Source organism: Alloalcanivorax dieselolei B5 (assembly GCF_000300005.1).
Lineage (GTDB): Bacteria > Pseudomonadota > Gammaproteobacteria > Pseudomonadales > Alcanivoracaceae > Alloalcanivorax > Alloalcanivorax dieselolei.
This window is the reverse complement of sequence record NC_018691.1, coordinates 1-25,884: the sequence shown is the minus strand read 5'-3', so window position 1 is coordinate 25,884 and position 25,884 is coordinate 1. Positions and strand designations below refer to the sequence as shown.

Genomic DNA, 25,884 nt, shown 5'->3' with positions numbered 1-25,884 from the left:
GTATGGTATCATAGCGCGCCCCGGATGAGAGCCACCCGGACCGGTTGCCTTTTTCAAGTTGAGTTGAGGACTGTTGGAGTCGCCATGACCGCTTTAGCCCATGCCGCCCTGGAACACCTGACCGAACTGCTCGGTGCCCGCTGCCTGACCGATCAGGACAGCGCTCAGCGCTACGGGGTGGACTGGACCAAAGTCTGGGCCCCGGCCCCCAGCGCCGTACTGCTGCCGGAAACCATTGACGAAGTGCAGCAGATCGTCGAAATCGCCAATGAGCACGGTCTGCACCTGGTGCCCTCCGGCGGCCGCACCGGTCTTTCCGCCGGCGCCGTGGCGGCGTCCGGCGAGCTGGTGGTGGCCTTTGACCGGATGAACAAGGTGCTGGACTTCAACGCTTATGATCGTTCCGTCACCGTCCAGCCCGGTGTGATCACCCAGCAACTTCAGGAGTACGCCGAGCAGCAGGGCCTGTTCTATCCGGTGGATTTCGCCTCCGCCGGCTCCAGCCAGATCGGCGGCAACATCAATACCAATGCTGGCGGTATCAAGGTGATCCGCTACGGCATGACCCGGGACTGGATCACCGGCCTGAAGGTGGTTACCGGCAAAGGCGAGCTGTTGGAGCTCAACAAAGGGCTGATCAAGAACGCCACCGGTTACGACTTCCGCCACTTGTTCATCGGCTCGGAAGGCACCTTGGGCTTCGTCGTGGAAGCCACCGTGAAGCTGGCCCGCCAGCCCAGAAATCTGACCGCCCTGGTGCTGGGCGTGCCCGGCTTCCAGGAAGTGATGAAGGTATTACACGCCTTTCAGTCCGAACTGGACCTTACCGCCTTCGAGTTCTTCTCCGACAAGGCCATGGCCCACGTGTTGGCGCACGGCGTCTCCCGTCCCTTTGATACCGATTGCCCGTTTTACTGCCTGCTGGAATTCGAGCAGGTCTCCGAACAAACCGCCGACCAGGCCATGGCGGTGTTCGAGCGCTGTGTGGAACAGGGTTGGGTGCTGGATGGCGTGATGAGCCAGTCGCTGCAGCAGTTGGATCAGCTGTGGCAGTTGCGCGAACGCATTTCCGAATCCATCGCGCCGCACACCCCGTACAAGAACGACATCTCGGTAACCATCGACAAGGTGCCGGAGTTCGTCGAGGCGGTGGACACGGTGGTCCAGGACGCCTATCCGGATTTCGAGATCGTCTGGTTCGGCCACATCGGCGACGGCAACATGCACCTGAATATCCTGAAACCGGAGGCGCTGCCGAAGGAAGATTTCTTCGAGAAATGCAACAACGTTTCCAAGTGGGTGTTTGAAATCGTGGAACGCTACAACGGCTCTATTTCCGCGGAACACGGTGTCGGCATGACCAAGAAGCCCTACCTGGGCTACTCCCGCAGCCCCGAGGAAATCGCTTATATGAAGGCGGTAAAACGGGTCTTCGATCCGAATAACGTGATGAACCCGGGCAAGCTGTTCGACCTCTAATCCCGTCGACCGCCGGCCCCCTTTTTTCAGGATTATCGTGATGACGCCAAACTACCTTCACCGTTGGATCGACGGCTCAACCATGGATATGCCGGTGGGCAAAGTAGTGTGTGTGGGACGTAACTACGCCGAACACGCCCGCGAACTGGGTAACGAAGTGCCGGAACAACCCTTGCTGTTCATGAAACCCGCCTCCGCCCTGGTGAGCCTGCATGAGCCAGTGGTGCTGCCCAAAGGGCAGGGGGAAGTCCATCATGAAGTGGAAATGGTGGTCATGGTCGGCAAAACCCTCAGTGGCGAGACCGATCCCGACCGGGTCCGCTACGCCATCGCCGCCTATGGCGTGGGGCTTGATCTGACCTTGCGGGACTTGCAAAGCACTCTGAAGGCCAAAGGGCACCCCTGGGAGCGCGCCAAGGCCTTCGACGGCGCCGCTCCGGTGTCCGGCTTCGTCGACGCCCGTGGTATTTCCGTGCGCCAGAACCTGGAAGTGTCACTGGAAATCAACGGCGAAACCCGTCAGCACGGCCACACCGGGCAAATGCTGTTTCCCACCTTTGAGTTGATCGCCCACATCAGTCAGACCTTCCGCCTGGATCCCGGTGACCTCATTTTTACCGGCACGCCCAGCGGCGTGGCGGCACTGAATACCGGCGATCAGCTGACCGCCCGGCTGGGCAATATCGTTCAGGTATTTTCGGAAATCGCTTAACGCGCCAAGGCTGGCCGGCGCCTGGCGCCGGCCAGACGAATCATCAATCGCCGATATCCTCGTCGTCTTTCTGATCCTTGTTGTGCTTCACTTCGGAGTTCTCGTCGCAGTCAGGCGAGTTCTGGAAAGTACTGGTGACGTCCAGCAAGCCCAAGTGCTGAATAGTGCGGCGCCCGAGGAGCACCGGGTACAGCATCTCACTGCGGTCGCGAAGACTGAACTGCTCTTCGTACACGGTATCGTCCATACAGATCTTCATCAGAACCACCGGACGCTCATCCCTGCCGCCGGCGCCGCGCACGGTCAGATCCCGGAACAGCGGCTTTTCATATCGGCGCTCCACCTTTTTGCCACTGTCATCGTCTTCCACATCCACGGTAAACCGCACCCAATCCTCACCGTCCTTGGTGAAATTCTCGATATCGGTAGCCTGCATGGAGGACGTCAAAGCGCCACTGTCCAGCTTGGCTTTCATCTCCACATCCCAGGACTCAATGGTGGTTTTCTCCACCCATCCAAACACTTTTTTTCCATCCTGGTCCGCCTGTGCCGTGACGGTGGAAACCAAGGCCACCATCATGATCAGGGCAGCGCTGGAAATTCGTCTCATTGATCGGCTCCTTCTGGATCTCTATGGCGTTGTCCGGAAATAGACCCGTGGCGGCTTACTTCGTTCCCTTATGGCCGTTCGCGCAATGCCAACACCGCGCTTCGCACGGCCTCGGCATCAACGGCCTCCGGCGCCACCGGTTCGCCGACGGCAAGTTTGACCCGTGACCAGAAGCGCCGCGGCATGCGGGTAAGGGCCGCGCCACCTTTATGACTGAAGAAACTGCCCCACAAACCGGATAATGCCATGGGCACCACCGGTACTGGGGTTTCCTTAACGATTTTTTCCATTCCACTCTTGAATGCGCCCACTTCGCCATCCGGTGTCAAGCGGCCTTCCGGGAAAATACACACTACCTGATCATCCGCCAGTTCCTCACGTACCCGACGGAAGGCCTGCTCATAAATGTCCGGATGTTTTTCCTTGGAGGCGATCGGAATGGTCTTGCCGGTGCGGAAAATATAATTCAGAAAAGGCATGTCGTAGATCGGCTTCGCCATCACGAAGCGGATCGGTCGACGCACCGCACCAGCCAGCAGCAGCGCATCCGTATAGCTGATGTGATTGCACACCAGCAAACAAGGCCCTTCCTCGGGAATGTTTTCCAGCCCCTTGTGCTTCACCCGGTAGATGGTGTTGGTCAGCATCCATACCAGAAGACGGATAAGGAACTCGGGCACCACGGTATAGATGTAGAGCGCCACCACCACGTTGGCCAACGCCAGCGCCAGGAAAAACTGGGGCACGGTGAGATCCAGAACACCGACGAAGATGATTCCCGCCGCCGCCGAAGCCACCATGAGCAAGGCATTGAGAATATTATTGGCGGCGATAATGCGGGCCAGATGTTTCGGATTGGAGCGTTGCTGTACGAAGGCGAACAAAGGCACGATATAGAAACCGCCAAAGATACCAACACCAAGTAAATCGGCCATGATCCGATAACCGCCGGGCTGTTGCAGAAATTCCGTGATCGAAAGCTGGCCGCTCAGAGTCAACGAGGTGTAGGAGAAAAACAAATCAATACCGAAGACACTGATACCAATGGAACCCAGCGGAACCAAACCCAACTCCACCCGCTTTCCGGATGCTTTTTCACAGAAAAATGAGCCCAGGCCAATGCCGATGGAAAAGGTGGCCAGCAACAACGCGTACAGACCCTCGGTCCCCATCAGATAGTCATCCACATACACCTTCAATTGCGTGGTGTAAGCGGCACCGAGAAACCAGAACCAGGAAATTCCCAGCACCGACATCCACACCGATTTCACCTCGCGAGCGTAACCGACAATGTGCCAGGTTTCCTTCCATAAATTCCAGTTAAGACGCAGGCCCGGGTCCGCCGCCGGCGCCCGGGGAATACCCAGGGAACAAAGAAAACCCAACACCGCCAGGCCAATCACCGCGGTGCTGATCACCAGTGGCGTATTACCGCCCATCTTCAGCATCACACCGGAAACCGAGCCGAGCAGAATCGCCAGAAAGGTGCCCATTTCCACCAGCGCATTACCTCTCACCAGCTCTTCATTGGGCAGATGCTGAGGAATGATCGAGTACTTGATCGGCCCGAAGAACGTGGACTGCAACCCCATGAAGAACAGCAGCACCAACAGGCCGTAAACCGCGTCAAAGTAAAACCCCAGCGCGGCGCAACTCATGATCACGATCTCCGCGAACTTGATCCAGCGGATCAGACGGGCGCGGTCAAACTTGTCGGCGATTTGCCCGGCAAGGGCGGAGAACAGAAAAAACGGAACGATGAACAACGCCAGCGCCACGTTATTCAGAGTATTGACTTCGGTTCCCACGACCACGCCGGAGGCGATCAAGAGAATCAGCCCCTGACGAAAGACATTGTCATTGAAAGCACCAAGGAACTGGGTACCGAAAAAAGGCCCGAACCGGCGTTTGAACAACAAGGAAAACACGCTCTTTCCCATTTATTTTTCTCCTTCCCTGGCGCATGACGACAGATAGTGATCAAGCAGCGATTCCAGCATCGCTTCCGGTGCCACGTCGCCGGCCACGTTCAGTTTATTTTCCACATGCAGCAAACAGATTCCGTGCACGCTTCCCCACAGTGTTCTTGCCATCACCTGCCTTTGCCGTTGATCCGCCGCCGGTACCCAGTTGTTCAGCTGGACTTCCACTTGCTCGAACATGTGCCGGGTACGGTCGACATACCAGTCCGGCACCGGGGCCTGGTTCGCCATGCGATGGCTGAACACCAACTGCCAAAGGGCGGTGTGCTCCCGGGCCAGGCGCAAATATTCAAACGCCATGGCTTTCAGTATCGCCATCGGATCACCATGACCGGCGGCCTGATCAATGCGGGCATTCAGCGCATCCAGGGTCTGGGCATTCAGATGCAGAATCAGATCATCCAGATTGACGAACAGGTGGTAAAGCATGCCCGGGGTATAACCCAGTTTTCCGGCGATCTGGCGCACACTGAAATTATCCACCCCTTCCCGTTCCACCAGATCCGCCAACGCCTCGATGGCCATGGCCCGAAGTTCTTCCTTGCTGTGCTGGTTACGCCTCGCCATTTCACCGCCTCCCCTTAAACGCCGTTCATTTGGCTTAGAATGCAATATTAATAAACAGCGTTCAATACCATGCCACAATTATCGCTCAACGCCTTCTTCCGGCGGCGCCCCCGGGCGGCGGCCTATGGGACGCGCCGGGTTGCCCGCCACCACACACCAGGCCGGCACATCCCGGGTTACCACCGCCCCCATCGCCACCACCGCGTGGTCGCCAACCGTGACGCCGTCGACGATACCGCAACGGGCCCCCAGCCAGACATCCCGGCCAATACGAATGCCCCGGGATGTCACCGGCTGCTCGCGGACCAGGGCGGCGGCCTCTCTGCCGTGATTAAAGGCATAAAGAGTAACGTAGGCGGCAATGCGGGAGTGATCGCCGATCTCGATACCGGCGGCCCCGCCTTCCAGGGTGGCATGATGGTTGACGCTGACATGGGCCCCGAGCCGAATCGGGCCATGCAGCAATGTGTCGGCGGCGATATGGCTATGATCGCCGACATGGATATCGCGGCCCGGCTCGGCGAACAGGCGCGCCTGCGGTGCGACAAAACAGTGCTCCCCGAAATGCACCGCTTCAAGGCGTTCCAACTCTTTCTGCACCTTTGTCTGCCAGGGTTCCGCCCAGGCCCGGTGCCGGGGCTTGAGCCGGGGGTACAACCAGGGCATATACGCCAGGCGCAGTTTGTGTTGTTCGCGGTAGGGGTCGCTCATGGCCTTGATGAAGAAACACGGGGTACCGGCATCCTACACCAAGCGCCCGCCGCCAGCTGCCGACTTGCCTAGGCGGCGCAAAGATCCTGTACCAACTGCCCGAACCGGCTCAATACCTCATTGGCACCCGGGCATTCCCGAACTTCGGACATGACGTCCGCGGCGCGCTGGTCACTGATACTCCGGCCTCGCAAGGCTTGCAGGTAGGCCCTGGTAATATCGGCGTTGAATTCCGGATGAAACTGACAGCCCCACACCCGTTGCCGGTAGCGAAACGCCTGACAGGCGTCATGGCCATTACTGGCCAGCACCGACACTTCCGGCGGCGCCACCAGCACCGATTGCCGGTGCACCATCTGCCCCCAGGGCTGCTGGCAAAGTCCGGCGAACAGGGGATCCCGGGCCGCTTCCGATGCCATTCTCAGCGCCACCGTGCCCAATTCCATGCCCTGTGGATGGTCTCCCACTTCACCGCCGAGCAGCTTCGCCAGCAGTTGATGGCCAAAGCAGATCCCCAACACCGGCAGCGCCGCCGGATGGGTGATGGCGTCATCCAGCCAATCGGTCAGGCGCACCATCCAGGGCGCCTGCTCGGTCACCATGGCATGAGAGCCGGTAATGATGACCGCCGCGATACGGTCCGGCGACGGCAATGGCACCGGCTCACGCACATCGCATACCTGCACGGCACAGCGATCACCGAGACCTCGGGCGATCCAGTCCTCGAAGTCCCCGTAATGCTCGATCAATTCGGGGTAGGTGCTGCCGGCCTTTATAATCAACACCGGTTTCATGGGAGCCTCCTTCACCAGTCCCTGGGTTACGTTCCCCAGTGCTTCAGCAAAGCTCATACCAGCTCTGACGTCACCGTTGTAAAAGTTTTCGATTCAGCCGTTTTTTCACCCGTCGGCCAGCTGCCGGTGACGCGGACAGCTGATCAGATGGTCGTTTACCAGCCCGGCGGCCTGCATGAAGGCGTACATAATGGTGGGACCGACGAAACGAAAGCCTTTTTTCTTCAGTTCCCGGCTCATGGCTTCGGCGGTGGGGGTGACCGCCGGCACTTCGGATACCGATCGGTAGCGGTTTATCCGCGGCGTGCCATCGACAAAGCCCCACAGCAGGGCATCCAGGGTCTGGCCTGCCTCACGCAGGTCCAGATAAGCCTGGGCGTTACTCACCGCCGCCTTCATTTTCAACCGGTTGCGGATCAGTCCCGCATCCTGCAGCAGCTGTTCCAGCTTGCGGTCGCCATAGCGGGCGATCTTTTCCGGGTCGAAGCCATCCAGGGCACGCCGGTAGTTCTCGCGCTTGCGCAATACCGTGATCCAGCTGAGGCCGGCCTGCGCTCCTTCCAGAAGCAGGAATTCAAACAATCGGTGATCATCATGTTCCGGTACCCCCCACTCCTGGTCGTGGTAGGCCACGTACAGGGGGTCGGTACCGCACCAGGGGCATCGTTCCATGGGCGATCTCGGTGAAAGGAATATCGGGTTCCGGGCCACGGTATCACCGGCCCCTGGGGAACGCTATACTTGCGGTCTTCGTTTCACGAGCCCGTCTCTCTCCCTCCCACACACGGGGCCAGCGCCACCGTGGAGGGCATGGCATCGCCGCCAGGAGCGCGGGCTCGCACCGGTGCACCAGCGGAATAACAGGAAGCGACATGGCGGATCAACCGCAAGCGGACGTGATGACCTTTCAGGGCCTGATCCTGGCCCTGCAACAATATTGGGCTGAGCAGGGCTGTGTGGTCGTGCAGCCTTTGGACATGGAAGTGGGCGCGGGGACTTTCCACCCCTCCACCTTCCTGCGCGCCATTGGCCCGGAAAACTGGAACAGTGCCTATGTGCAGCCTTCCCGGCGGCCCACCGACGGCCGTTACGGGGAGAACCCCAATCGACTGCAGCACTATTACCAGTTCCAGGTGGTCCTCAAACCGTCCCCGGACAACATCCAGGAGTTGTACCTGGACTCCCTGCGCCTGCTGGGCTTCGATCCGCTGGTGCACGACATCCGCTTCGTCGAGGACAACTGGGAATCCCCCACGCTTGGCGCCTGGGGGCTGGGCTGGGAAGTGTGGCTCAATGGCATGGAAGTGACCCAGTTCACCTACTTCCAGCAGGTCGGCGGCATCGACTGCTACCCGGTCACCGGCGAGATCACCTATGGCCTGGAGCGTCTGGCCATGTACATTCAGGGCGTGGACTCGGTGTACGACCTGGTCTGGTCCGACGGCCCGTTCGGCAAGGTCAGCTACGGCGACGTTTATCTGCAAAACGAAGTGGAGATGTCCACTTTCAACTTCGAGCACGCCAACGTAGAAGAACTGTTCAAGCAGTTCGATCTGTTCGAGTCCGAATCCACCAAGCTGATCGGTGCGGGCCTGCCGCTGCCCGCCTACGAGTACGCCCTCAAGGCTTCTCACACCTTTAACCTGCTGGACGCGCGCAAGGCCATCTCGGTGACCGAACGTCAGCGCTTTATTCTGCGTGTGCGCACCCTGGCCCGGGCCGTGGCCCAGGCCTACTTCGATGCCCGCCGCAAACTGGGCTTCCCCATGGTCGATCCGACCATCCGCGAGGAAGTGGAAGCGGAGCTGGCAAAGCAGGATGAGAAGGCGGCAGGAAAAGCGCCCGCCGAGAAAGGCCATAAAAAGAAGGGGAAGAAATAATGTCCCGGGATTTACTGATCGAGCTGGGCACCGAGGAACTGCCCCCGAAGGCGTTGCCGACCCTGAGCGCGGCGCTCACCGAGGAGTTCGTGCGGCAACTGGACGAAGCCGGACTGCAACACGGCGAGGTGGAACGCTTCGCCGCGCCACGCCGGCTGGCGGTGCTGGTGCGCGACCTGGACGAAAAACAGGCCGACCGTGATATCGAACGTCAGGGGCCGGCGGTGCAGGCGGCGTTCGACGCCGACGGCAACCCGACCAAGGCCGCCCAGGGCTTCGCCGCTTCCCTGGGGCTGACCGTGGACCAGCTGGACCGCCAGGACACCGGCAAGGGCGAACGCCTGATTGCCCGTATCACCGAGGAGGGCAAGGCCACCATCGAGCTGGTGCCGGCATTCTTCGCCCAGGCGATCCAGAAGCTGCCGATTCCCAAACGCATGCGCTGGGGCAGCCGCAAGGTACAGTTCGTGCGCCCGGCACATTGGCTGGTGGCACTGTTCGGCGAGGAGGTTGTACCGTTCGAGCTGTTGGATCTGCAATCCGGCCGCACCAGTTATGGTCACCGCTTCCACGCGCCGAGTGCCATTGAACTGAGCCTGGCCGGTGAATACGCCGGGCGCCTGGAACAAGAGGGTCATGTGATCGCCGATTTCGACCGCCGCAAGGCGATGATCGAAGAGCAGGCGACCGCCGCGGGCAAGCAGGCCGGCGGTACCGCGCAGATCAATGCTGATTTGCTTGACGAAGTGACCGCCCTGGTGGAATGGCCGGTGGCGCTGACCGGCGGCTTCGATCAGGACTTCCTGCGCGTGCCCCAGGAAGCGCTGATCAGCGCCATGGAAGAGCACCAGAAGTACTTCTCCGTGCTCGATGCCGACGGCAAGCTGATGCCGAAATTCATCACCATCAGCAATATCCAGTCCAAGGACCCGGCCCAGGTGATCGCCGGTAACGAGAAGGTGATCCGCCCGCGCCTGGCCGACGCCGCCTTCTTCTATGACAACGACTGCAAGAAGACTCTGGCGCAACACGCCGAGGGACTGGCTCAGGTGGTGTTCCAGCAGCAACTGGGTACGGTGGCCGACAAGTGCCAGCGTATTGGCCGCCTAGCCAGTGTCATCGCCAATCATATCGGCGGCGATAGCGCCCAGGCCCGGCTGGCCGGCGAGCTGAGCAAAGCCGACCTGAACAGCGAGATGGTGTACGAATTCGATACCATGCAGGGCATCATGGGCTACTATCTGGCCCGCCGCGAAGGTCAGCCAGAAGAGGTGGCCGAAGCGCTATACGAACAATACCTGCCCCGTTTCGCCGGCGATAAACTGCCACAAAGCAAGACCGGCATGGCGGTCTCCCTGGCCGACAAGATCGACACGCTGGTGGGGATCTTCGGTATCGGCCAGAAACCCAGCGGCACCAAGGACCCCTATGCCCTGCGGCGGGCCACGCTCGGTGTGCTGCGCATCATCATCGAAAACCAGCTGGAACTGGATCTGCGGGATCTGCTGGATCAGGCCGCCGCCCAGCTTGGTGAACGCATCGACGCCAGTCAGGTCGACGAGGCCTTCGATTTTATCAAGGGCCGTTACCGCGCCATGTATCAGGAACAGGGCATCGCCACACCGGTGATCCTGTCGGTGCTGGCCATTGAGGACGCCTGCCGCAAACCGCTGGATTTCGATCGCCGGGTGAAAGCCGTGGCCGCGTTCCAGCAGCGGGAAGAAGCCCAGGCTCTGGCCGCGGCCAACAAGCGGGTCTCCAATATTCTGGCCAAGCTGGAACAGGCCCCGCCGGAAGAAATCGATGGCGCGCTGTTGGAAGACGAAGCGGAGCAGGAACTCACCAATCTGGTGGTGGCCGCCTACGAACAGTCCGAGCCGCTGCTGGAGCAGGGCGATTACCAGGCGGTGCTGGAACTGCTGGCGGAGCTGCGCGCCCCGGTGGACGCGTTCTTCGAAAGCGTGATGGTGATGGCCGAGGACCCGGCGGTTCGCGATAACCGCCTGGCCCTGCTGAGTTTTCTGCGCGACCTGTTCCTTAACGTGGCCGATATCAGCCTGTTGCAGGAGTAGGCGCGGCATTGCCCAGATAGGCGTTGGCGAGATCCACGTTCGCGCGGATCTCGTCCGCCGTCCCCTGCGCTACCACACGACCGCCTTCGATCACGTAGGCTCGATCCGCCAAAGCCAATGCCAGTGCCGCCATCTGATCCACCAGCAAAATGGTCATGTCCTCCCGGCGCAGCTGATCCAGCACCTCGAACAATTCGGCAATGATTTTCGGCGCCAGTCCGAGAGACGGCTCATCCAATAGCAGAACCCTTGGCTTTGCCATCAAACCGCGGGCCAGTGCCAGCATTTGCTGTTCACCTCCGGAGAGTAGCCCGGCACGCTGGTGCTGACGCTCGCGCAGACGAGGAAACCGTTCCAGCATACCTTGCACGCGGGCTTCGCGGTCCTCGGCGTGAAGGAAGCCGCCAAGGCGGATGTTATCCAGCACCGACAACTCGGGAAAAACCTGTCGGCCTTCCGGCACCAACACCACACCCCGACCGGCAATTTTCTCCGCCGGCATGGTGTTGAGCACCTCGCCATTGAGATGCACGCCACCGCTCTGGGCCGGATGCAATCCGCTGAGCACCCGCATCAAGGTGGATTTGCCGGCGCCGTTGGCCCCCAACAGGGCCACCATTTCTCCCTGGCGAATCTTGAGATTGATACCGTGCAACACCGGCTCGGCACCGTATCCCGCTACCAGGCGGCTGACGCCCAGCAGCTCGGGACCTTGTGGAGGATGACGGCTTGCCGCGGCCAGCAGATCACCGCTGTCACCGAGATAAGCTTTACGGACTTCCGGATTGGCCTGTACCTCAGCGGCGTTGCCCGCGGCCAGCAGGGTACCGGTATCCAGAACAATGACCTGGTCGGATACCGACATCACCAGCTCCATATCGTGCTCCACCACCAGGACCGCGATACCGGCGGCCGCGACCGCTGTGAGCAGATCGCCCAACCGGTCGGTATCTTCCCGCGACAAGCCGGCGGCCGGCTCATCCAGCAACAGCACTTCCGGATCCAACGCCAATGCCCGGGCGATTTCCACCAGGCGCCGGTCCACATGCGGCAATTGCGAGGCGGGCAGGGCCGGATCGCCGTGATAGCCACAGAACGACAGCAGGGCGCGTGCCCGCTGGCGTACCGCCCGGGAACGGAAAGGTCCGCCCCTCAGCACGGTTCCCAAATGACCCCGGCAGGCGGCCAGAGCCACGTTCTCCTCCACGGAAAGCGAATCGAACAGCTGCGACGTTTGGTAGGTTCTCGCCACCCCACGGCGGGCGATGCGCCACGCCCCTTCGGTTTGCAGAGCGATATCCGTCAATGAAAAACCACCGTCCGTGGGCCGGTAAAACCCGCTGAGCATATTCAACACCGTGGTTTTGCCGGCGCCATTGGGGCCAATCAGACTGCTCACCGCCGCCGCCGGCACATCCAGATTCAAGCCGCTGACCGCTTTGACACCGCCGAAGGTCATGCTCAGTCCCCGCACCTCCAAACCATGACGGAGGCGCGTATCCAGCACGGGTTCGACATCACTGGCGGGGAGCGGGTCGGTGTCGCCATCCCCGCTCCGGCGGCCCTTCCAGGCCGTCAGCCAGCCCATCAAACCATTGGGCGCCACCAACAAAACCACCAGCAACAGACCACCAAAGAACAGCAAGCGATGGGACTCCAGGGACGCCAGCAGTTCCGGCAACACACCGAGAATAATGGCGCCAATCACCGGCCCGGCAATGAATCCCGCACCGCCAATAATCACCACCAGCACGAACAGAATGGACTGCATGAAACTGAAAGTATCCGGTGTTACGAAGCCGGACAGAGGCGCGAACAGGCCTCCGGCCAACCCGGCCATCAGCGCCGACAGCGCGAACGCCATGGTTTTTGCCGCCAGTGGATTGATGCCGACGGATTCCGCCGCCACTTCGCTGTCCTTGACCGCCCGCATGGCCGCGCCCCAGGTGCCGCGGGAAATCAAAACATAAACCAGCAACATCGCCGCTGCCGTCAGCACGGCCAGCACCGCGATGTTCTGCTCGGGGCTCCAGGACTCATGAAGCGAGGGCGCCATCACCCCCATGATGCCGTTCTGACCACCTGTGACCCCTTCCATTTCAATCACGGCGTGCTGAACGATAAAGCTGAAGGCGATGGTGATCATCGCCAGATAAGGCCCCTTGGCCCGTAAGGCCGGCAACGCCACCAGAGCCCCGGCGACGCCGGAAAACAGCGCCCCCGCCAACCAGGCCGGCCAGAACGACCAGCCCGCTTGTGTGGTGAGCACCGCCACGGTGTAGGCGCCAATGGCGTAAAACCCCACATGGCCGAAGGAAATCTGTCCACTCAAACCCAACAGAATGTTCAGACCGACGCCGACAATGGTGATCAGCGCCACATTGGCCAGCACGAACACGTAATAGCTGTTCAAGGAGAAAGTGCAAACCAAGGCCACCGCCACCAGCGCAGCCAGCATCATCAAATGCGGGTACTTCATACTTTCTTCACCCCGGCACGCCCGAACAAACCGTTGGGCCGCAGCGCCAGCGCCACGATCACCAAAGCAAAGGTAATGATGTGGGTGTAGCCGGAGCCCAGCGTCACCGTGATCAGGCTCTCCGCCACACCGAACAGCAGACCGGCGATCATGACCCCCCAGGGACTGCCGATACCACCGAGAATAGCCACGGAGAATGCCTTGAGACCGAACAACGTCCCCATGTCGGAATTCACATTGGACAGCGGCGCGATCATCATGCCCGCCACTCCGGCCAGCAAAGTGGACAAGGCAAAGGCCCCGGCGATGGCCCGTCCGATGGGAATCCCCATCAAGCGCGCCGCATCCTTGTTCTGTTCGGTGGCCAGCAACGCCGTTCCCCAACGGGTATGGCGCGCCACCCAGTGCAGCACCAGCGCCAGCGACAGTCCCACCAGTGGTATGATCAACTGCAACGGATACACCGCTAGGTTTACCCCCGCCACCTCCACCGGCGTAATCGCCAGCGAGGAGGGCAGGCTGCGCGGCTCACGGCCGAAGGTGTGCATGACCAGGTTATCCAGCACGATGCCCAACGCCACGGTGGACATCAGCCAGGCATCGGAGCCGCGCCGGGTAAACGGCCGTACCGCGAGAAACTCCACCACCAAACCGTAGAGCGCGCAGCACAGCAGCGCCATCGCCACCGACGGCACCAGCGGCCATTGCAGGGTCTGGGAAAAGGTGAAGCACAACACCGCGCCGAGCATCATCGAGCTGCCCTGAGCGAAGTTGACCGTCCCCGATACCGCGTAGGTGATGTAAAAACCCAACGCCATCAGGCCATACATGCTGCCCATGCCAAGGCCGCTGATCAGCGCCGATACCAGCTGAATATCCATGTTTATCCCTTGCTTACTGCGACAACGCCACCGGAACGATCCGGTTGTCGATGAACCGGGCCCAGACGTAGTCGTCGGCGCTCAAGGCATCATGAACTTCGGGGGAGAAGGGTTGCTGGTAGGTCTTGATCAGACCTTGGTATTGCTTGATCTTGAAGAAACCTTCCCGGATCGCTTCACCCTCGGTGGAGCCGGCCTCGTTGATGGCCAGAGCGGCCAGATGCAGGGCGTCGTAGGCATTGGCCACCCCCACTGCCGGAGTAATGTCTTCCGGGCCAGTGATGTCCTTGTACTTCGCTTTCAGTGCGGCGATGACTTTTTCTCCCGCTGGAGATTGGTCGCCGAAGAAACTGTAGGTCTGGATGAAATGCACTTTTTCAGAGCCCGGTCCGGCCAGTTCGGTGAACCGGCCGCCGGCGGGGCCCCAGTGAGACACCACCGGCACATCCCAGCCCATGCGACGCAGGGATTTCACCACCTGAGCGGAAGGCCCGACGTTGCCGACCAGGCAAATGGTATCGACACCAGCGTCGCGCAGACGCGTCAGTTGTGGCACCAGATCCACCTGATCGCCGTCGAATTTCTCGCTGGCCGCAGGTTCCAGACCTTTATCCTTGAGCGCGGCCACCAGCCCTTTTTGGTTGGATTCTCCCCAGGGGTTGTTCACCATCATCAGGCCGAACTTCCGCGCATCGAAATTTTTCTGTGCGTACTCCACCATGGCGATATCAACGATCTCATCCATTGCTGAAACCCGGAACACGAAGTTGGGATCCGCGCCGTTTTTGGTGATCGGCGTGCCCGCGGCCCAGGGTCCCACGAAGGGCATCTTCGCCTGGTTGACCAAAGGCACGATGGCCATGGATACCGGGGTGTCCAGGCCACCGAACAAGACCGCCACCTTCTCCTTATGGATCAGTTCGCGCGCCGCCACCACACCTTTGGCGGGATTGGCCTCATCATCCCGGCGCACCAACACCAGCGGCCGGCCATCGAGTACGCCACCGGAAGCATTGATCTCATCAATCGCCACCTGCAGACCACGGGTGATCGACTCTCCGGCCTGGGCGGACTGTCCGGACAAAGCGGTGATCAATCCGATCTTCACTGGCTCGTTCGCCAAAGTACCACCGGCCATCAGGCACAGTACCAATACGGCCCATTTCTTTACTGCACGAAGCATGGCTTCCCCCTTTTGCTGAGTTTGGGCGGTTCCGCCCGACACCGATAACAACGCAAAGGGCATGCCATTTTGTTCGACGCTCAGGTTGGGCATGCATATTGCTTTATTTTTTGTCGTCATCTAAGTCGTTAATTGACGACAAAAAATAAGGAAGAATGGCGACGATCCATGAAGCCTGAAATGGCCGACATCGTGTCATTCAAGCCACCGAATCACCGCTGGACCCAGGCCATGCCTGCGCAAAAAGAGGGAGAAAACATGACCGACGCACCAAACTGGGACAAAGAGATTCAGCATCTTGATCTTTCCGATCCCGCCGGGCTCGTGGACGCCTACCTGATTATCCTGATGAAACCGGATCCGGACAGCGCCCGCCGCTTCGTTTCCCCGGAACTGAGCATTCGCTTCACCGGCAACCGCCCGATGACGGATCCGATGGACACCACCGCCTTCAATAAAGGGCGTTATGTCTGGGTAAAGAAACGCTTTGAAGCCACCGAGGTGGTGAGCGGCGGAACGTTACAGTACGCCGTGGTTTACAACCGGGGCACGCTTTATGGGGAATGGCCGGATGGCACTCCGTTCGAAAACAATCGCTACGTGGACCGGTATGTGATTCGCGATGGACTGATTACCGAGATGGATGTCTGGAACGACAGCGCCGAATGGCTGCTGGTACGTGCTGGACTGGCGGAACTTTGAAACGGGACACCACCATGGATTCTGCTTTCGCTCCGCTGTCCCACCATGGGCGCTTTCCTTATTCGGCCATCACCCAACGCCGTGATTTCCACTGGCCTGAAGGCAAACGGCTGGCGGTGTACATCGGTTTCAATGTTGAGCATTTTGCTTTCGGGGAAGGGCTCGGTGCCAAGCTCGGGGCGGTTTTCAACGAACCGGACGTGCTCAACTACTCCTGGCGTGAGTACGGAAACCGGGTGGGTGCGTGGCGCTGCCTGGAACTGTTCGATCAGCTCGAGATGCCCACCGGTCTGATCACCAACACTACCCTGTACGATCATTGCCCCGATCTGTTGCAGGCCTTCCAGCATCGAGGCGATGAGGTCATCGCCCACGGCCACAGTAACGCCTATCACCAAGGCACCTTGAGTGAAGAGCAGGAAACGGCACTGTTGTTGCATTGTCGGGAGCGCATCGAGAAAGAATCCGGTCAGGTCCCCAAGGGCTGGCTGTCGCCCTGGATCGGAGAGTCGCATCTGACGCCGGATCTGTTGAAGGAAACCGGCTACCGCTACACCTTGAACTGGAGCCACGATGATCAGCCCGTGCCGATGCGTACCCGTAACGGCGGGCATCTTTGGGCGGTGCCGTATCCGCAGGAGGTTAATGACATCCCGATGATCATCGCCCGCAAACTGGACGGCAGCGCGTTCGCTCAAATGATCATCGACCAGTTCGACGAAATGCTTCAGCAGTCCGATCAGCAACCACTGGTAATGGGCATCGCGCTGCACCCTTATTTGGTCGGACAGCCCTATCGCCTGCGCCATCTACGCCGGGCTCTGGAACATATACAGCGTCATCGGGAGGCGATCTGGATGACCACGCCGGGACGAATCTGCGATCATATGGACACGATCATGCCCCCGGACCAAGAAAGGGATCAGGAAAGGGAATGAGTTCAACCGCCACCAAATCGGACGGCCGCGGGCGTCCCAAGGTACGGCCCTCGATACTCGGTGACCGCAAGCCATCGGCTCGGGCCTCCGCCGCGGAAAGGGAACAGGACATCTATGACGCCATCGTCGCCAGTGTCATGGGGCAGAGATTGAAACCCGGCACCAAGTTGCCGGAACTGGCCTTGTGCGAATTATTCGGTGTCGGCCGATCACTGGTGCAGAAGGTGCTGCAAAGACTGGCCCACGACCACGTGGTACAGCTTCGCCCCAATCGTGGCGCTATTGTCGCCATGCCGTCACCGGAGGAAGTGGGCCAGCTGTTCGAGGCCCGCCGTGCCCTGGAAGCCTCGATACTGCCGTTGGTGGCCGAGCGCGCAACCCGTGCCAACTACGCCTCTCTGCGGCGACAGCTGCGTGAAGAGCACAAGGCCATGCACCGTTATGCCCAGACGCAATGGGCAGGTCTTGCCAGCGCCTTCCATCTGCGCCTGGGAGAACTGTCCGGCAATCCGATCCTCTATCGCTATCTGTCGGAAATCATTTCCCGTTGTTCATTGGTGGTGGCGTTATTTCAGCCGCCAGGCAACGCCACCTGCGAACATGAGGAACATGTCCGGGTGGTGGATTACCTGGAACAGGGCAATGTCCGCGCCGCACAAAAGGAAATGAAGCGGCACCTCATCGACCTGGAACACCATATTCATCTGGTTGAAGAAAGCACCGACCAGAGCCTGGCGGACATGCTGGGCCTGGCCGCGGAGTAATCCTCCCCCATATGCCTTGTCGCTGCGCCGGGAGCTTTCTACACTGGGGCCCTTTTACGGGTAGGTCCCAATGACCAACAAGCTGATCATTCTCGACCGGGATGGCGTTATCAATGAAGATTCCGACGCCTACATCAAGACTCCTGGGGAATGGATTCCGATCGCCGGCAGCGCCGAGGCCATTGCTCGTCTGAATCGCGCCGGCTATCGGGTGGTGGTCGCCACCAACCAATCCGGCGTAGCGCGAGGCTATTACGATTTGGCCACTCTGGAGGCCATCCACCAACGCATGGCCGCCCATCTGGCCGGTCTCGGCGCCCATTTGAATGGCATCTACTTTTGTCCCCATGGTCCCGACGACGGTTGCGATTGCCGTAAGCCGCTCCCCGGGCTGATCGATCAAATTGTTGCCGATTATGGCGATGTCACCTCAGTGCCCCTGGTCGGTGATAGCCTTAGGGACCTGCAGGCCGGAGTGACCCGTGGCTGCCGGCCAGTCCTGGTGCTCACCGGAAAGGGTCGGAGCACTCAGGCAACAGGCCTGCCCCCCGAACTGGGCACGGTGGAGGTGTACGACTCCCTGGCCCGCTTCGTCGACCATTTTCTCAAGGACCACGAATGAGCGGATTTCCGCGTGACGCCCGGGTGACCTGGAATATCCGGGTACGCAGCTTGTTGTTTTTCCTGCTCTATAACCTCGCCGGTATTATTCACAGCGTTATCTGTGTATTGATCGGCCCATTTCTGTCGTTCAAGAAAAGACATCTCCTGGTTAACCTCTGGACCCGATTCGCCATGTGGCTACTGCAGCGGCTCAATGGCGTACGCTTCAAGGTAGAGGGACGGGAACACCTGCAAGGCCAGGCCGCGGTGATTATCAGCAACCACCAGAGCAGCTGGGAAACGTTTTATCTGCAACTATTGGTCGGACCCCAGGCCACGGTACTGAAAAGAGAACTGTTGTGGCTTCCCTTTTTTGGTTGGGCTCTGGCATTGCTAAAACCCATCAAAATAGATCGAGGAAAGGGCAGGGCGGCTCTGAAAGCAGTCGTGCAACAAGGAGAGGACCGTCTACGCTCCAATATACCGGTGGTTATTTATCCCGAGGGGTCACGGCAGCCGCCGGGAAGTATTGGACACTTCAACAGTGGCGGTGCGCTGCTGGCCAGCCGCTCCGGTTTTCCGGTGATCGCGATCAGCCATAATAGCGGCGACTGCTGGCCAGCCCGCTCCTGGCTGCGATTACCCGGTACTATTACCCTGCGGGTGAGTCCGCCGATGGATACCCGCAATAAAGACGCTAAAACCGTTACCCGGGAGGTAAAACACTGGATTGTGACGAATTACCCCGGGGAATTGGACAAAATGGATAACGATTAATTGCGTTTCAATTGTAGAGTATTTAAAGTCCTGGCTGAGCTGATTGAACCAAGAAGGAATGCCAAGAATGACTATTAATATTGACGACCTTTCCGTCGCTGAATTGGAAAAGCTGATCAAGCAGGCGGAAAGAAAACTGGAAAAGAAACGCCGGGAAGCGGTGAAAAACGCTCAGGCGGAAATCGAGAAGATCGCCAAGGATTTGGGCGTTTCCGTTGAAGATCTTCTTGACGAGAAAACCACCGGTCGTAAGAAGGTTGCTCGCAAAGCCACTCGCAAGAAAACCAAGGCGGCCGTCCGTAAGCCGGCCAAGATCAAATACCGTAATCCGGCGGACAGTTCTCAGACCTGGACCGGCCGCGGTAAGCGCCCTGTATGGCTGCGAGAGGCGTTGGAAAAAGGCGGCAAGCTGGAAGACTACGAGGTCTGATTTTTCACCAGCAGGCACCTTCTGATACGGCAAGGGCTCCCATTGGGAGCCCTTTTCGTTGGTACCCGCGGAAGCAGGGCAGTACGCCCCGCCGGCCGGTCAAATATCCAGGTTGGATACGTACAAGGCGTTGGACTCGATGAATTGACGCCGGGGGTCCACATCATCGCCCATCAGAGTAGTGAAGATCTGATCCGCCGCGATGGCGTCTTCCACTGTTACCTGCAACATACGACGGGACTCCGGATCCATGGTGGTTTCCCACAATTGATCAGCGTTCATTTCGCCCAGGCCTTTATAGCGCTGTACGTTAATACCACGACGGGCCTGTTGCATCAGCCATAGCATCGCCTCGGCGAAATCCCGAATCGGACGGCTTGCCTCGCCCCTCACCACCTTGGCGTCATCGGCCAGCAGGCCTTCCAGCGTTTCCCCCAGCCTCGCGATGCTTTGATAGTCCGGCGACTCCAGAAAATCCAGAGTGACTTGATATTCGCGGACTATGCCGTGAGCGAGCACTCGCACACCTGGCAAGAACAAGCCCCGCTCCATATCTTTCTCGGCGCTAATGATGAACTTCTGGATGTTATTCCCAAGATTGGCCAGGCGCGCTTGCAATTTAGCGCACCAGTCCACCATGAAAGCCTCATCTTCCAGCTTGCTCTCATCGATGCTGGGCAGATAAATCATCTCTTCCAGCACCTGGGCCGGGAATACCCGTGATTGGCGTTCCACCAGCTTCATGACCTTCCGGTATTCGCCAATCAGGTTGGACAGAGGCTCGCCACTAATCGGCGGCGCCTCGTTGCCGGGGTAGAGCGCGGCCTTATCCAGAGCCAGAGTAGTGAGATACTCATCCAGGGCAGGGTCATCTTTGATATAGGTTTCCTGCTTACCCTTTTTCACCTTATAGAGAGGAGGCTGGGCAATATAAATGTGGCCCCGGACAATCAGTTCCGGCATCTGCCGGAAGAAGAACGTCAAAAGCAGGGTACGGATGTGAGAACCGTCCACGTCCGCATCCGTCATGATGATAATGCGATGATAGCGAAGCTTATCCGCATCATACTCATCCCGGCCGATACCACAGCCCAACGCCGTGATCAGCGTCGCCACCTCCTGGGAAGAGAGCATCTTGTCAAAGCGGGCTTTCTCCACATTCAGGATCTTACCCTTCAATGGCAGGATGGCCTGGTACTTACGGTCACGGCCCTGTTTGGCGGAACCGCCCGCGGAATCGCCCTCCACAATATACAGCTCGGATAGAGCGGGGTCTTTCTCCTGGCAGTCCGCCAGCTTCCCGGGTAGCCCGGCGATATCCAGAGCCCCTTTACGGCGGGTCATTTCCCTGGCCTTACGTGCGGCATCCCGGGCCCGGGCTGCATCGATAATCTTCTGAACAATATTCTTGGATTCGACCGGGTGTTCCAGGAGAAAGTCCTGGAAACGCTCCGTCATGGTCTGTTCGACGGCGCTTTTCACCTCCGAGGACACCAGTTTATCCTTGGTCTGGCTGGAGAACTTGGGATCAGGCACCTTCACCGAAATAACCGCGGTCAGCCCTTCCCGGGCATCATCACCGGAAGGATTGGCTTTCTCCCGCTTCAGGAAGCCTTCTTTCTCCATATAGGTATTCAGGGTTCGGGTCAGAGCCGCCCGAAATCCGGCCAGATGGGTGCCGCCGTCCCGCTGCGGAATATTATTGGTGTAGCAGTAGATGTTTTCCTGATAGGAATCGTTCCACTGCATCGCCACTTCCACGCCGATGCCATCTTCACGATCCACCTGGAAGTGAAACACCTGATTCAGCGAGCTCTTGTTCTGGTTCAGATAAGTAACGAAGGCACTGAGACCGCCTTCATACTCGAACACATCCTCATCACCGCTACGTTCATCCAGCAGATGGATACGAACACCGGAATTAAGGAAACTCAGTTCTCGCAGGCGTTTAGCCAGGATATCGTAGTGAAACTGAATATTATTGAAGGTGGCGGGAGAAGGCCGGAACCGGATGGTCGTACCGCTGCTTTCCGTTGTCCCCACTACGTCCAGTGGCTTTTCCGGAACCCCATCGTGGTATACCTGCTCATGCACCTTGCCATGACGACGAATAGTCAGTTTCAGGGTTTCGGACAGGGCATTCACTACGGAAACCCCTACTCCGTGAAGTCCACCGGACACCTTGTAGGAGTTGTCATCAAATTTTCCACCGGCGTGCAGCACCGTCATAATTACTTCGGCCGCACTAATACCTTCCTCCGAATGGACATCAACAGGAATACCGCGCCCATTATCCGTGACTGAAACGGATTCATCAGGATGAATGATGACTTTGATCTCGCTACAGTAGCCGGCCAGGGCCTCATCGATGGAATTATCCACGACCTCGAAGACCATATGATGCAAGCCGGTGCCGTCATCCGTATCGCCAATATACATGCCGGGCCGCTTGCGAACGGCATCCAGGCCCTTGAGAACCTTGATGCTGGATGAATCGTAGCTGTTTTCCGCCATTTTCTTCCCTTACGAGTCGTTCGATATCCGCTGAATCCGTCCATGTTCCACGTGGAACATTCGGGCGGCAGCACCGCTGTTTTCAACGGTGGCACGTCCCAAATGGTCCGCGTCCACCGCCGTGATCAATGTCTGATGGTTCCCCATGGTCAGAAAGCGCAACAGGGTATCCCGATGAGTCTGATCCAGCTCAGAGCCCAGATCATCCACAAGGAGAGTACAGACCTTGTTTGCTTCCGAGATCATGGGGAGCTGAGAGAGCACCAGGGCATAAGACAAAATCTTTGCTTGCCCACGGGAGACACGATCCCGGGCCACCACACCATCTTTCGTGATTCTGACATCCGCCCGATGGAAGCCCGCGTGTGTGAAACCTCGACGTCGGTCCTCTTCCTCGGTTCGAATCAGCGCCTGGAGATAGTCTTCACCAGGGCGCAAACCGTTATGCAGTTCCAGATTAACTTTCAGATCAGGAGACAGCATCTCCAGGATCTTTCGCCATTCTGTTTTCAAGCGAGCCAGATACGGTCTACGCAACCCTTCAATAGTAGCAGAACTAGCCGCCAGTTTCTGGTCCCAATAACGCAGCTCCTTTTGTGATGCTTTCCCTGCACGAAGCAGCGCATTTCGCTGCTTGAGTAGGGAGTTGGCTTCCTTCCAAGCCGCCAAAAAAGAATGTTCCACGTGGAACATTCCCCAATCCAGGAATCGTCGACGTACAGAAGAAGCACCAAATATCAAATCCACGGACTGCGGGTGCAACGCCAATACAGGGAGAAGGGTGGCCACATCACTCAATGCCGAGGGAGTCTGGCCATTGAGCTTTAATGACTCTATGCCGGATAAGGCTCTTCTCACCCCCAGCCTGTCCTGCTTTCCGGATGGCTGATCAACCACGGCAAACAAGGTGGCGGAGGACGCGCCATCTCGAACCAGGCGAGACAGCCGCCCCCCTCGAAAAGACCGCCCGCCACTACCAATAAAGTAGATGGCCTCCAACAAGCTGGTCTTGCCGCTGCCATTGGCGCCGAAAATGAGATTCAACCCCGAAGAGGGGGAAAAATCCGCCTGATGGTAATTCCGGAAGTCTGAGAGACGGAGTTCGGTGAGCATAAGGAGGGAGGAGGGTAAGGGCCTCGGAAGTGCTCGAGGCCCTGGGACCGCCGCTGATCAGAGGCGCATCGGCATAACGACGTAAATCGCCGCTTTGTCTTCCGGGTCGGTGATCAGGGCACTGCTGTTACTGTCCCCTAACTCCAGATCCGCCTGAGGGCCATTCAGTGTGGCCAACACATCCAGCAGATAGCTGACATTGAAACCGATCTCCAGCGGAGAGCCGTTGAAGTCAACGGACACTTCCTCTTCCGCTTCCTCCTGCTCCGGGTTGTTCGCCACCACTCTCAAGCTACCCTCGGACAACTGCACCCGAACCCCCCGATATTTTTCATTGGAGAGAATCGCCACACGGGCCATGGCCTGCCGCAGAGTCTCGCGATCCGCAAGAATCCGGCGCTGACCGTCTTTCGGGATGACCCGCTCGTACTCAGGGAACTTGCCGTCCACCAACTTGGAGGTAAAAGTGATAGCACCAGCGACGATGCGAACATGATTGCGGCCCAGGGTCAGACGCACCATCTCACCAGCGTCCGCCAGAATACGAGACAACTCCATAACCCCTTTACGCGGAAGAATCACTGAGGCTTCCTGATCCGGGCCTTCCAGCTCCGCATCGCACAAAGCCAGACGGTGGCCGTCGGTGGCCACCGCGCGTAATGCTCCGGGGCGCAGTTCGAACAACATACCGTTCAGGTAATAACGCACATCCTGCTGCGCCATGGAAAAGGCAGTGCGATCAATTAAGCCGCGCAAAACACCCGGCGCGATGTCAAATCCAGACGCGGCCTTATCCTCTTCCTGGCTGGGAAACTCGGATGCCGGCAAAGTAGACAGAGAAAATCGGCTGCGGCCGGATTTCACCAGCATTCGCTCGCCATCCACCTCAAAACGGATCTCCGCTTCCGCCGGTAAACTTTTGACAATATCAACCAACTTGCGAGCAGGGACCGTAGTCTCACCGCTCTGGTTTTCCCCCTCCAGCGGCAGGCGAGCCACCAGCTCCAATTCCAGGTCGGTGCCCGTCAGTGCCAGCCAGCCATCGCTGACTTCCACCAGCACATTGGAGAGCACGGGCAGCGTCTGCCGCTTCTCAACTACCGCCGCTACCTGCTGCAGCGGCTTAAGCACCTGTTCACGGTTGATCGAAAATTTCATGTCCCTTTCCCGTCATCGATGAGCCGACCCCAGCGCCGTCAAGACGTGAGAGTTCTCAGCAAATTTTGGTAATCTTCCTCAATTTCGGGGCTAGTTTCCCGAAGTTCATTCACTTTTCGACAAGCATGCAACACCGTGGTGTGATCACGCCCGCCAAAACTGGCGCCAATCTCCGGCAAACTGTGGCTGGTCAATTCCTTCGACAACGCCATGGCGACCTGCCTTGGCCGCGCCACCGAGCGGGTGCGGCGTGGCGAGTGCAGATCCGGAATCTTGATCTTGTAATACTCCGCCACGGTGCGCTGAATGTTATCGATACTGATCTGCCGCGCCTGCAGCGCAATCAGATCCTTCAAGGCTTCCTTGATCAAACCGATATCAATCTGCGCCCCGGTAAACCGCACATGGGCAATAACCCGGCGCAGGGCCCCTTCCAGTTCCCGCACATTGGAACGAATGCGCTGGGCGATAAAGAAGGCCGCGTCGTTAGGTAGCTCGATACGGGCTTCTTCCGCCTTCTTCTTCAAGATCGCCACCCGGGTTTCCAACTCCGGCGGCTCCAGGGGCTGTGACAATCCCCAGCCGAACCGGCTCTTGAGGCGTTCTTCCAGGCCATCCACTTCCTTGGGAAATTTATCGCAAGTCAGAATAATCTGCTGCCCATTCTCCAACAGAGCGTTGAAGGTATGGAAGAACTCTTCCTGGGACTGCTCCTTCCCAGCAAAAAACTGAATATCATCGATCAAGAGCGCATCCACGGATCGGTAGAACCGCTTGAACTCGTTGATGGTCTTATTCCGCAACGCGGAAATCATATCCGCAACGAAGCGCTCGGAATGCAGGTAAACCACCTTGGCGTTGGGATTACGCCGTAATAACTCGTTTCCCACCGCATGCATCAAGTGCGTCTTGCCCAGCCCCACGCCACCGTAAAGCAGCAATGGGTTATAGCCATGGCTGGCCGGGTTCTCCGCCACCTGCTGGGCGGCGGCACAGGCCATGCGATTGGACTTGCCCTCAACGAAGGTCGGGAAAGTAAAGCCGGTATTGAGGTTACTTCGGTGCTTGGCCGCCAACCCCACATCGGAGGGAGGAGCCGGCGGCGGCGCCGGACGCGTTTCCGCCGTCTGGGCTGTCGTCGGGCGAGGCTCCGGCGCCTGACGTTTGGGGATAATCTCGGTTACCCGGGAGCTGCCAACCTCCAGACGCAACTGGGGCAGGGGGCCTTGCTCCATCTCCCCCATGACCTCGCCGATACGCTCCATATACTTGTCACGCACCCAGTCCACCACGAAACGATTAGGCGCGAATAGCGTCATCTCCGCGCCATCGGCGGATACCGACACCTGCAAAGGGCGAATCCACATATTGAACTGCTGTGACGGCAACTCGTCCTCGAGTCGCGTCAAACAGCGATTCCAAAGCGTTTTGGACACATCCCCGCCTTGCCAGAAACCGTGAATTTGAACGGGCCATTCTATACCTCTGAGCGCGTAACTATCCACAGCACAGCCGGTCTTTTTTCGTCTATCTTT

General features: G+C 58.9%; 23 protein-coding genes. 10 read left to right on the top strand and 13 right to left on the bottom strand.

The genetic code is table 11. The features are described from left to right. Window positions 1-84 precede the first annotated feature (84 nt). Together B5T_RS00115 and B5T_RS00110 are read left to right on the top strand one after the other, a co-directional pair. Complete coding sequence (locus tag B5T_RS00115; protein WP_014992393.1) at window positions 85-1,479, top strand: FAD-binding oxidoreductase; 1,395 nt, start codon at window positions 85-87, stop codon at window positions 1,477-1,479. A gap of 40 nt (window positions 1,480-1,519) precedes the next feature. Continuing rightward, window positions 1,520-2,191 carry a fumarylacetoacetate hydrolase family protein gene (locus B5T_RS00110; RefSeq protein ID WP_014992392.1) on the top strand — a complete coding sequence of 224 codons (672 nt, stop codon included), beginning with the start codon at window positions 1,520-1,522 and terminating at the stop codon, window positions 2,189-2,191. A 43-nt stretch (window positions 2,192-2,234) separates the two neighbouring features. Here the strand turns inward: B5T_RS00110 and rloA3 are convergent, their stop codons facing one another. The 6 genes from rloA3 to B5T_RS00080 all read right to left on the bottom strand — a co-directional run bounded on the left by rloA3 (window position 2,235) and on the right by B5T_RS00080 (window position 7,527). Further along, window positions 2,235-2,801 carry a retropepsin-like aspartic peptidase RloA3 gene (gene rloA3, locus B5T_RS00105; RefSeq protein ID WP_014992391.1) on the bottom strand — a complete coding sequence of 189 codons (567 nt, stop codon included), beginning with the start codon at window positions 2,799-2,801 and terminating at the stop codon, window positions 2,235-2,237. Between the two features lie 68 nt (window positions 2,802-2,869). After that, complete coding sequence (locus tag B5T_RS00100; RefSeq protein WP_014992390.1) at window positions 2,870-4,741, bottom strand: MFS transporter; 1,872 nt, start codon at window positions 4,739-4,741, stop codon at window positions 2,870-2,872. After that, on the bottom strand, window positions 4,742-5,350 hold the full coding sequence (locus B5T_RS00095) for a TetR/AcrR family transcriptional regulator (protein WP_014992389.1): 609 nt from the start codon (window positions 5,348-5,350) through the stop codon (window positions 4,742-4,744). A 78-nt stretch (window positions 5,351-5,428) separates the two neighbouring features. Then, entirely contained in the window at window positions 5,429-6,061 is a 633-nt protein-coding gene (locus B5T_RS00090) for an acyltransferase (RefSeq protein WP_014992388.1), read from the bottom strand. Window positions 6,062-6,129: 68 nt separating this feature from the next. Next, entirely contained in the window at window positions 6,130-6,855 is a 726-nt protein-coding gene (locus tag B5T_RS00085) for a glutamine amidotransferase (RefSeq protein ID WP_014992387.1), read from the bottom strand. Between the two features lie 105 nt (window positions 6,856-6,960). Further along, window positions 6,961-7,527 (bottom strand): DNA-3-methyladenine glycosylase I, encoded by a 567-nt coding sequence (locus B5T_RS00080; RefSeq protein ID WP_014992386.1) that lies wholly within the window; start codon window positions 7,525-7,527, stop codon window positions 6,961-6,963. Between the two features lie 200 nt (window positions 7,528-7,727). Here B5T_RS00080 and glyQ point away from each other — a divergent pair, with 200 nt between their 5' ends. Both glyQ and glyS read left to right on the top strand, forming a co-directional pair. Continuing rightward, window positions 7,728-8,735, top strand: a complete 1,008-nt coding sequence (glyQ, locus tag B5T_RS00075; RefSeq protein WP_014992385.1) for a glycine--tRNA ligase subunit alpha — start codon at window positions 7,728-7,730, stop codon at window positions 8,733-8,735. After that, window positions 8,735-10,807 carry a glycine--tRNA ligase subunit beta gene (gene glyS, locus B5T_RS00070; protein ID WP_014992384.1) on the top strand — a complete coding sequence of 691 codons (2,073 nt, stop codon included), beginning with the start codon at window positions 8,735-8,737 and terminating at the stop codon, window positions 10,805-10,807. Before glyQ ends, glyS begins: the two co-directional genes overlap by 1 nt. Here glyS and B5T_RS23870 read toward each other — a convergent pair. Genes B5T_RS23870 through B5T_RS00055 form a run of 3 tightly spaced genes read right to left on the bottom strand, consistent with a single transcriptional unit; the run spans window position 10,788 to window position 15,350 of the window. After that, window positions 10,788-13,286: a branched-chain amino acid ABC transporter ATP-binding protein/permease gene (locus B5T_RS23870; protein ID WP_014992383.1), complete on the bottom strand. Its 2,499-nt coding sequence runs from the start codon at window positions 13,284-13,286 to the stop codon at window positions 10,788-10,790. The genes glyS and B5T_RS23870 overlap by 20 nt on opposite strands. Beyond that, on the bottom strand, window positions 13,283-14,167 hold the full coding sequence (locus tag B5T_RS00060; protein ID WP_014992382.1) for a branched-chain amino acid ABC transporter permease: 885 nt from the start codon (window positions 14,165-14,167) through the stop codon (window positions 13,283-13,285). Before B5T_RS00060 ends, B5T_RS23870 begins: the two co-directional genes overlap by 4 nt. Window positions 14,168-14,180: 13 nt before the next feature. Then, complete coding sequence (locus tag B5T_RS00055) at window positions 14,181-15,350, bottom strand: ABC transporter substrate-binding protein (protein WP_041717186.1); 1,170 nt, start codon at window positions 15,348-15,350, stop codon at window positions 14,181-14,183. 258 nt (window positions 15,351-15,608) lie between these two features. Between B5T_RS00055 and B5T_RS00050 the strand changes: the two genes are divergently transcribed. From B5T_RS00050 to B5T_RS00025, 6 genes are all read left to right on the top strand, one after another. Continuing rightward, the gene (locus tag B5T_RS00050; protein ID WP_148279171.1) at window positions 15,609-16,052 is read left to right on the top strand and encodes a nuclear transport factor 2-like protein; all 444 of its coding nucleotides are present in this window, start codon (window positions 15,609-15,611) and stop codon (window positions 16,050-16,052) included. Between the two features lie 14 nt (window positions 16,053-16,066). Next, window positions 16,067-16,990 carry a polysaccharide deacetylase family protein gene (locus B5T_RS00045; RefSeq protein WP_014992379.1) on the top strand — a complete coding sequence of 308 codons (924 nt, stop codon included), beginning with the start codon at window positions 16,067-16,069 and terminating at the stop codon, window positions 16,988-16,990. Beyond that, entirely contained in the window at window positions 16,987-17,754 is a 768-nt protein-coding gene (locus B5T_RS00040) for a GntR family transcriptional regulator (RefSeq protein ID WP_014992378.1), read from the top strand. The genes B5T_RS00045 and B5T_RS00040 overlap by 4 nt, the downstream gene beginning before the upstream one ends. Before the next feature lie 70 nt (window positions 17,755-17,824). Further along, window positions 17,825-18,376: a D-glycero-beta-D-manno-heptose 1,7-bisphosphate 7-phosphatase gene (gmhB, locus tag B5T_RS00035; RefSeq protein WP_014992377.1), complete on the top strand. Its 552-nt coding sequence runs from the start codon at window positions 17,825-17,827 to the stop codon at window positions 18,374-18,376. Next, the gene (locus B5T_RS00030) at window positions 18,373-19,134 is read left to right on the top strand and encodes a lysophospholipid acyltransferase family protein (RefSeq protein WP_014992376.1); all 762 of its coding nucleotides are present in this window, start codon (window positions 18,373-18,375) and stop codon (window positions 19,132-19,134) included. Before gmhB ends, B5T_RS00030 begins: the two co-directional genes overlap by 4 nt. Window positions 19,135-19,177: 43 nt before the next feature. Further along, complete coding sequence (locus B5T_RS00025) at window positions 19,178-19,564, top strand: H-NS histone family protein (RefSeq protein WP_229682911.1); 387 nt, start codon at window positions 19,178-19,180, stop codon at window positions 19,562-19,564. 99 nt (window positions 19,565-19,663) lie between these two features. On the opposite strand, the gene gyrB is transcribed toward B5T_RS00025, so the two are convergent. Genes gyrB through dnaA form a run of 4 tightly spaced genes read right to left on the bottom strand, consistent with a single transcriptional unit; the run spans window position 19,664 to window position 25,785 of the window. Then, window positions 19,664-22,078, bottom strand: a complete 2,415-nt coding sequence (gene gyrB / locus B5T_RS00020) for a DNA topoisomerase (ATP-hydrolyzing) subunit B (RefSeq protein ID WP_014992374.1) — start codon at window positions 22,076-22,078, stop codon at window positions 19,664-19,666. A gap of 9 nt (window positions 22,079-22,087) precedes the next feature. After that, window positions 22,088-23,191 (bottom strand): DNA replication/repair protein RecF, encoded by a 1,104-nt coding sequence (recF, locus tag B5T_RS00015; protein ID WP_014992373.1) that lies wholly within the window; start codon window positions 23,189-23,191, stop codon window positions 22,088-22,090. A 57-nt stretch (window positions 23,192-23,248) separates the two neighbouring features. After that, complete coding sequence (gene dnaN, locus B5T_RS00010) at window positions 23,249-24,349, bottom strand: DNA polymerase III subunit beta (protein ID WP_014992372.1); 1,101 nt, start codon at window positions 24,347-24,349, stop codon at window positions 23,249-23,251. A 38-nt stretch (window positions 24,350-24,387) separates the two neighbouring features. After that, window positions 24,388-25,785 (bottom strand): chromosomal replication initiator protein DnaA, encoded by a 1,398-nt coding sequence (gene dnaA / locus B5T_RS00005; protein ID WP_014992371.1) that lies wholly within the window; start codon window positions 25,783-25,785, stop codon window positions 24,388-24,390. Window positions 25,786-25,884: the final 99 nt, after the last annotated feature.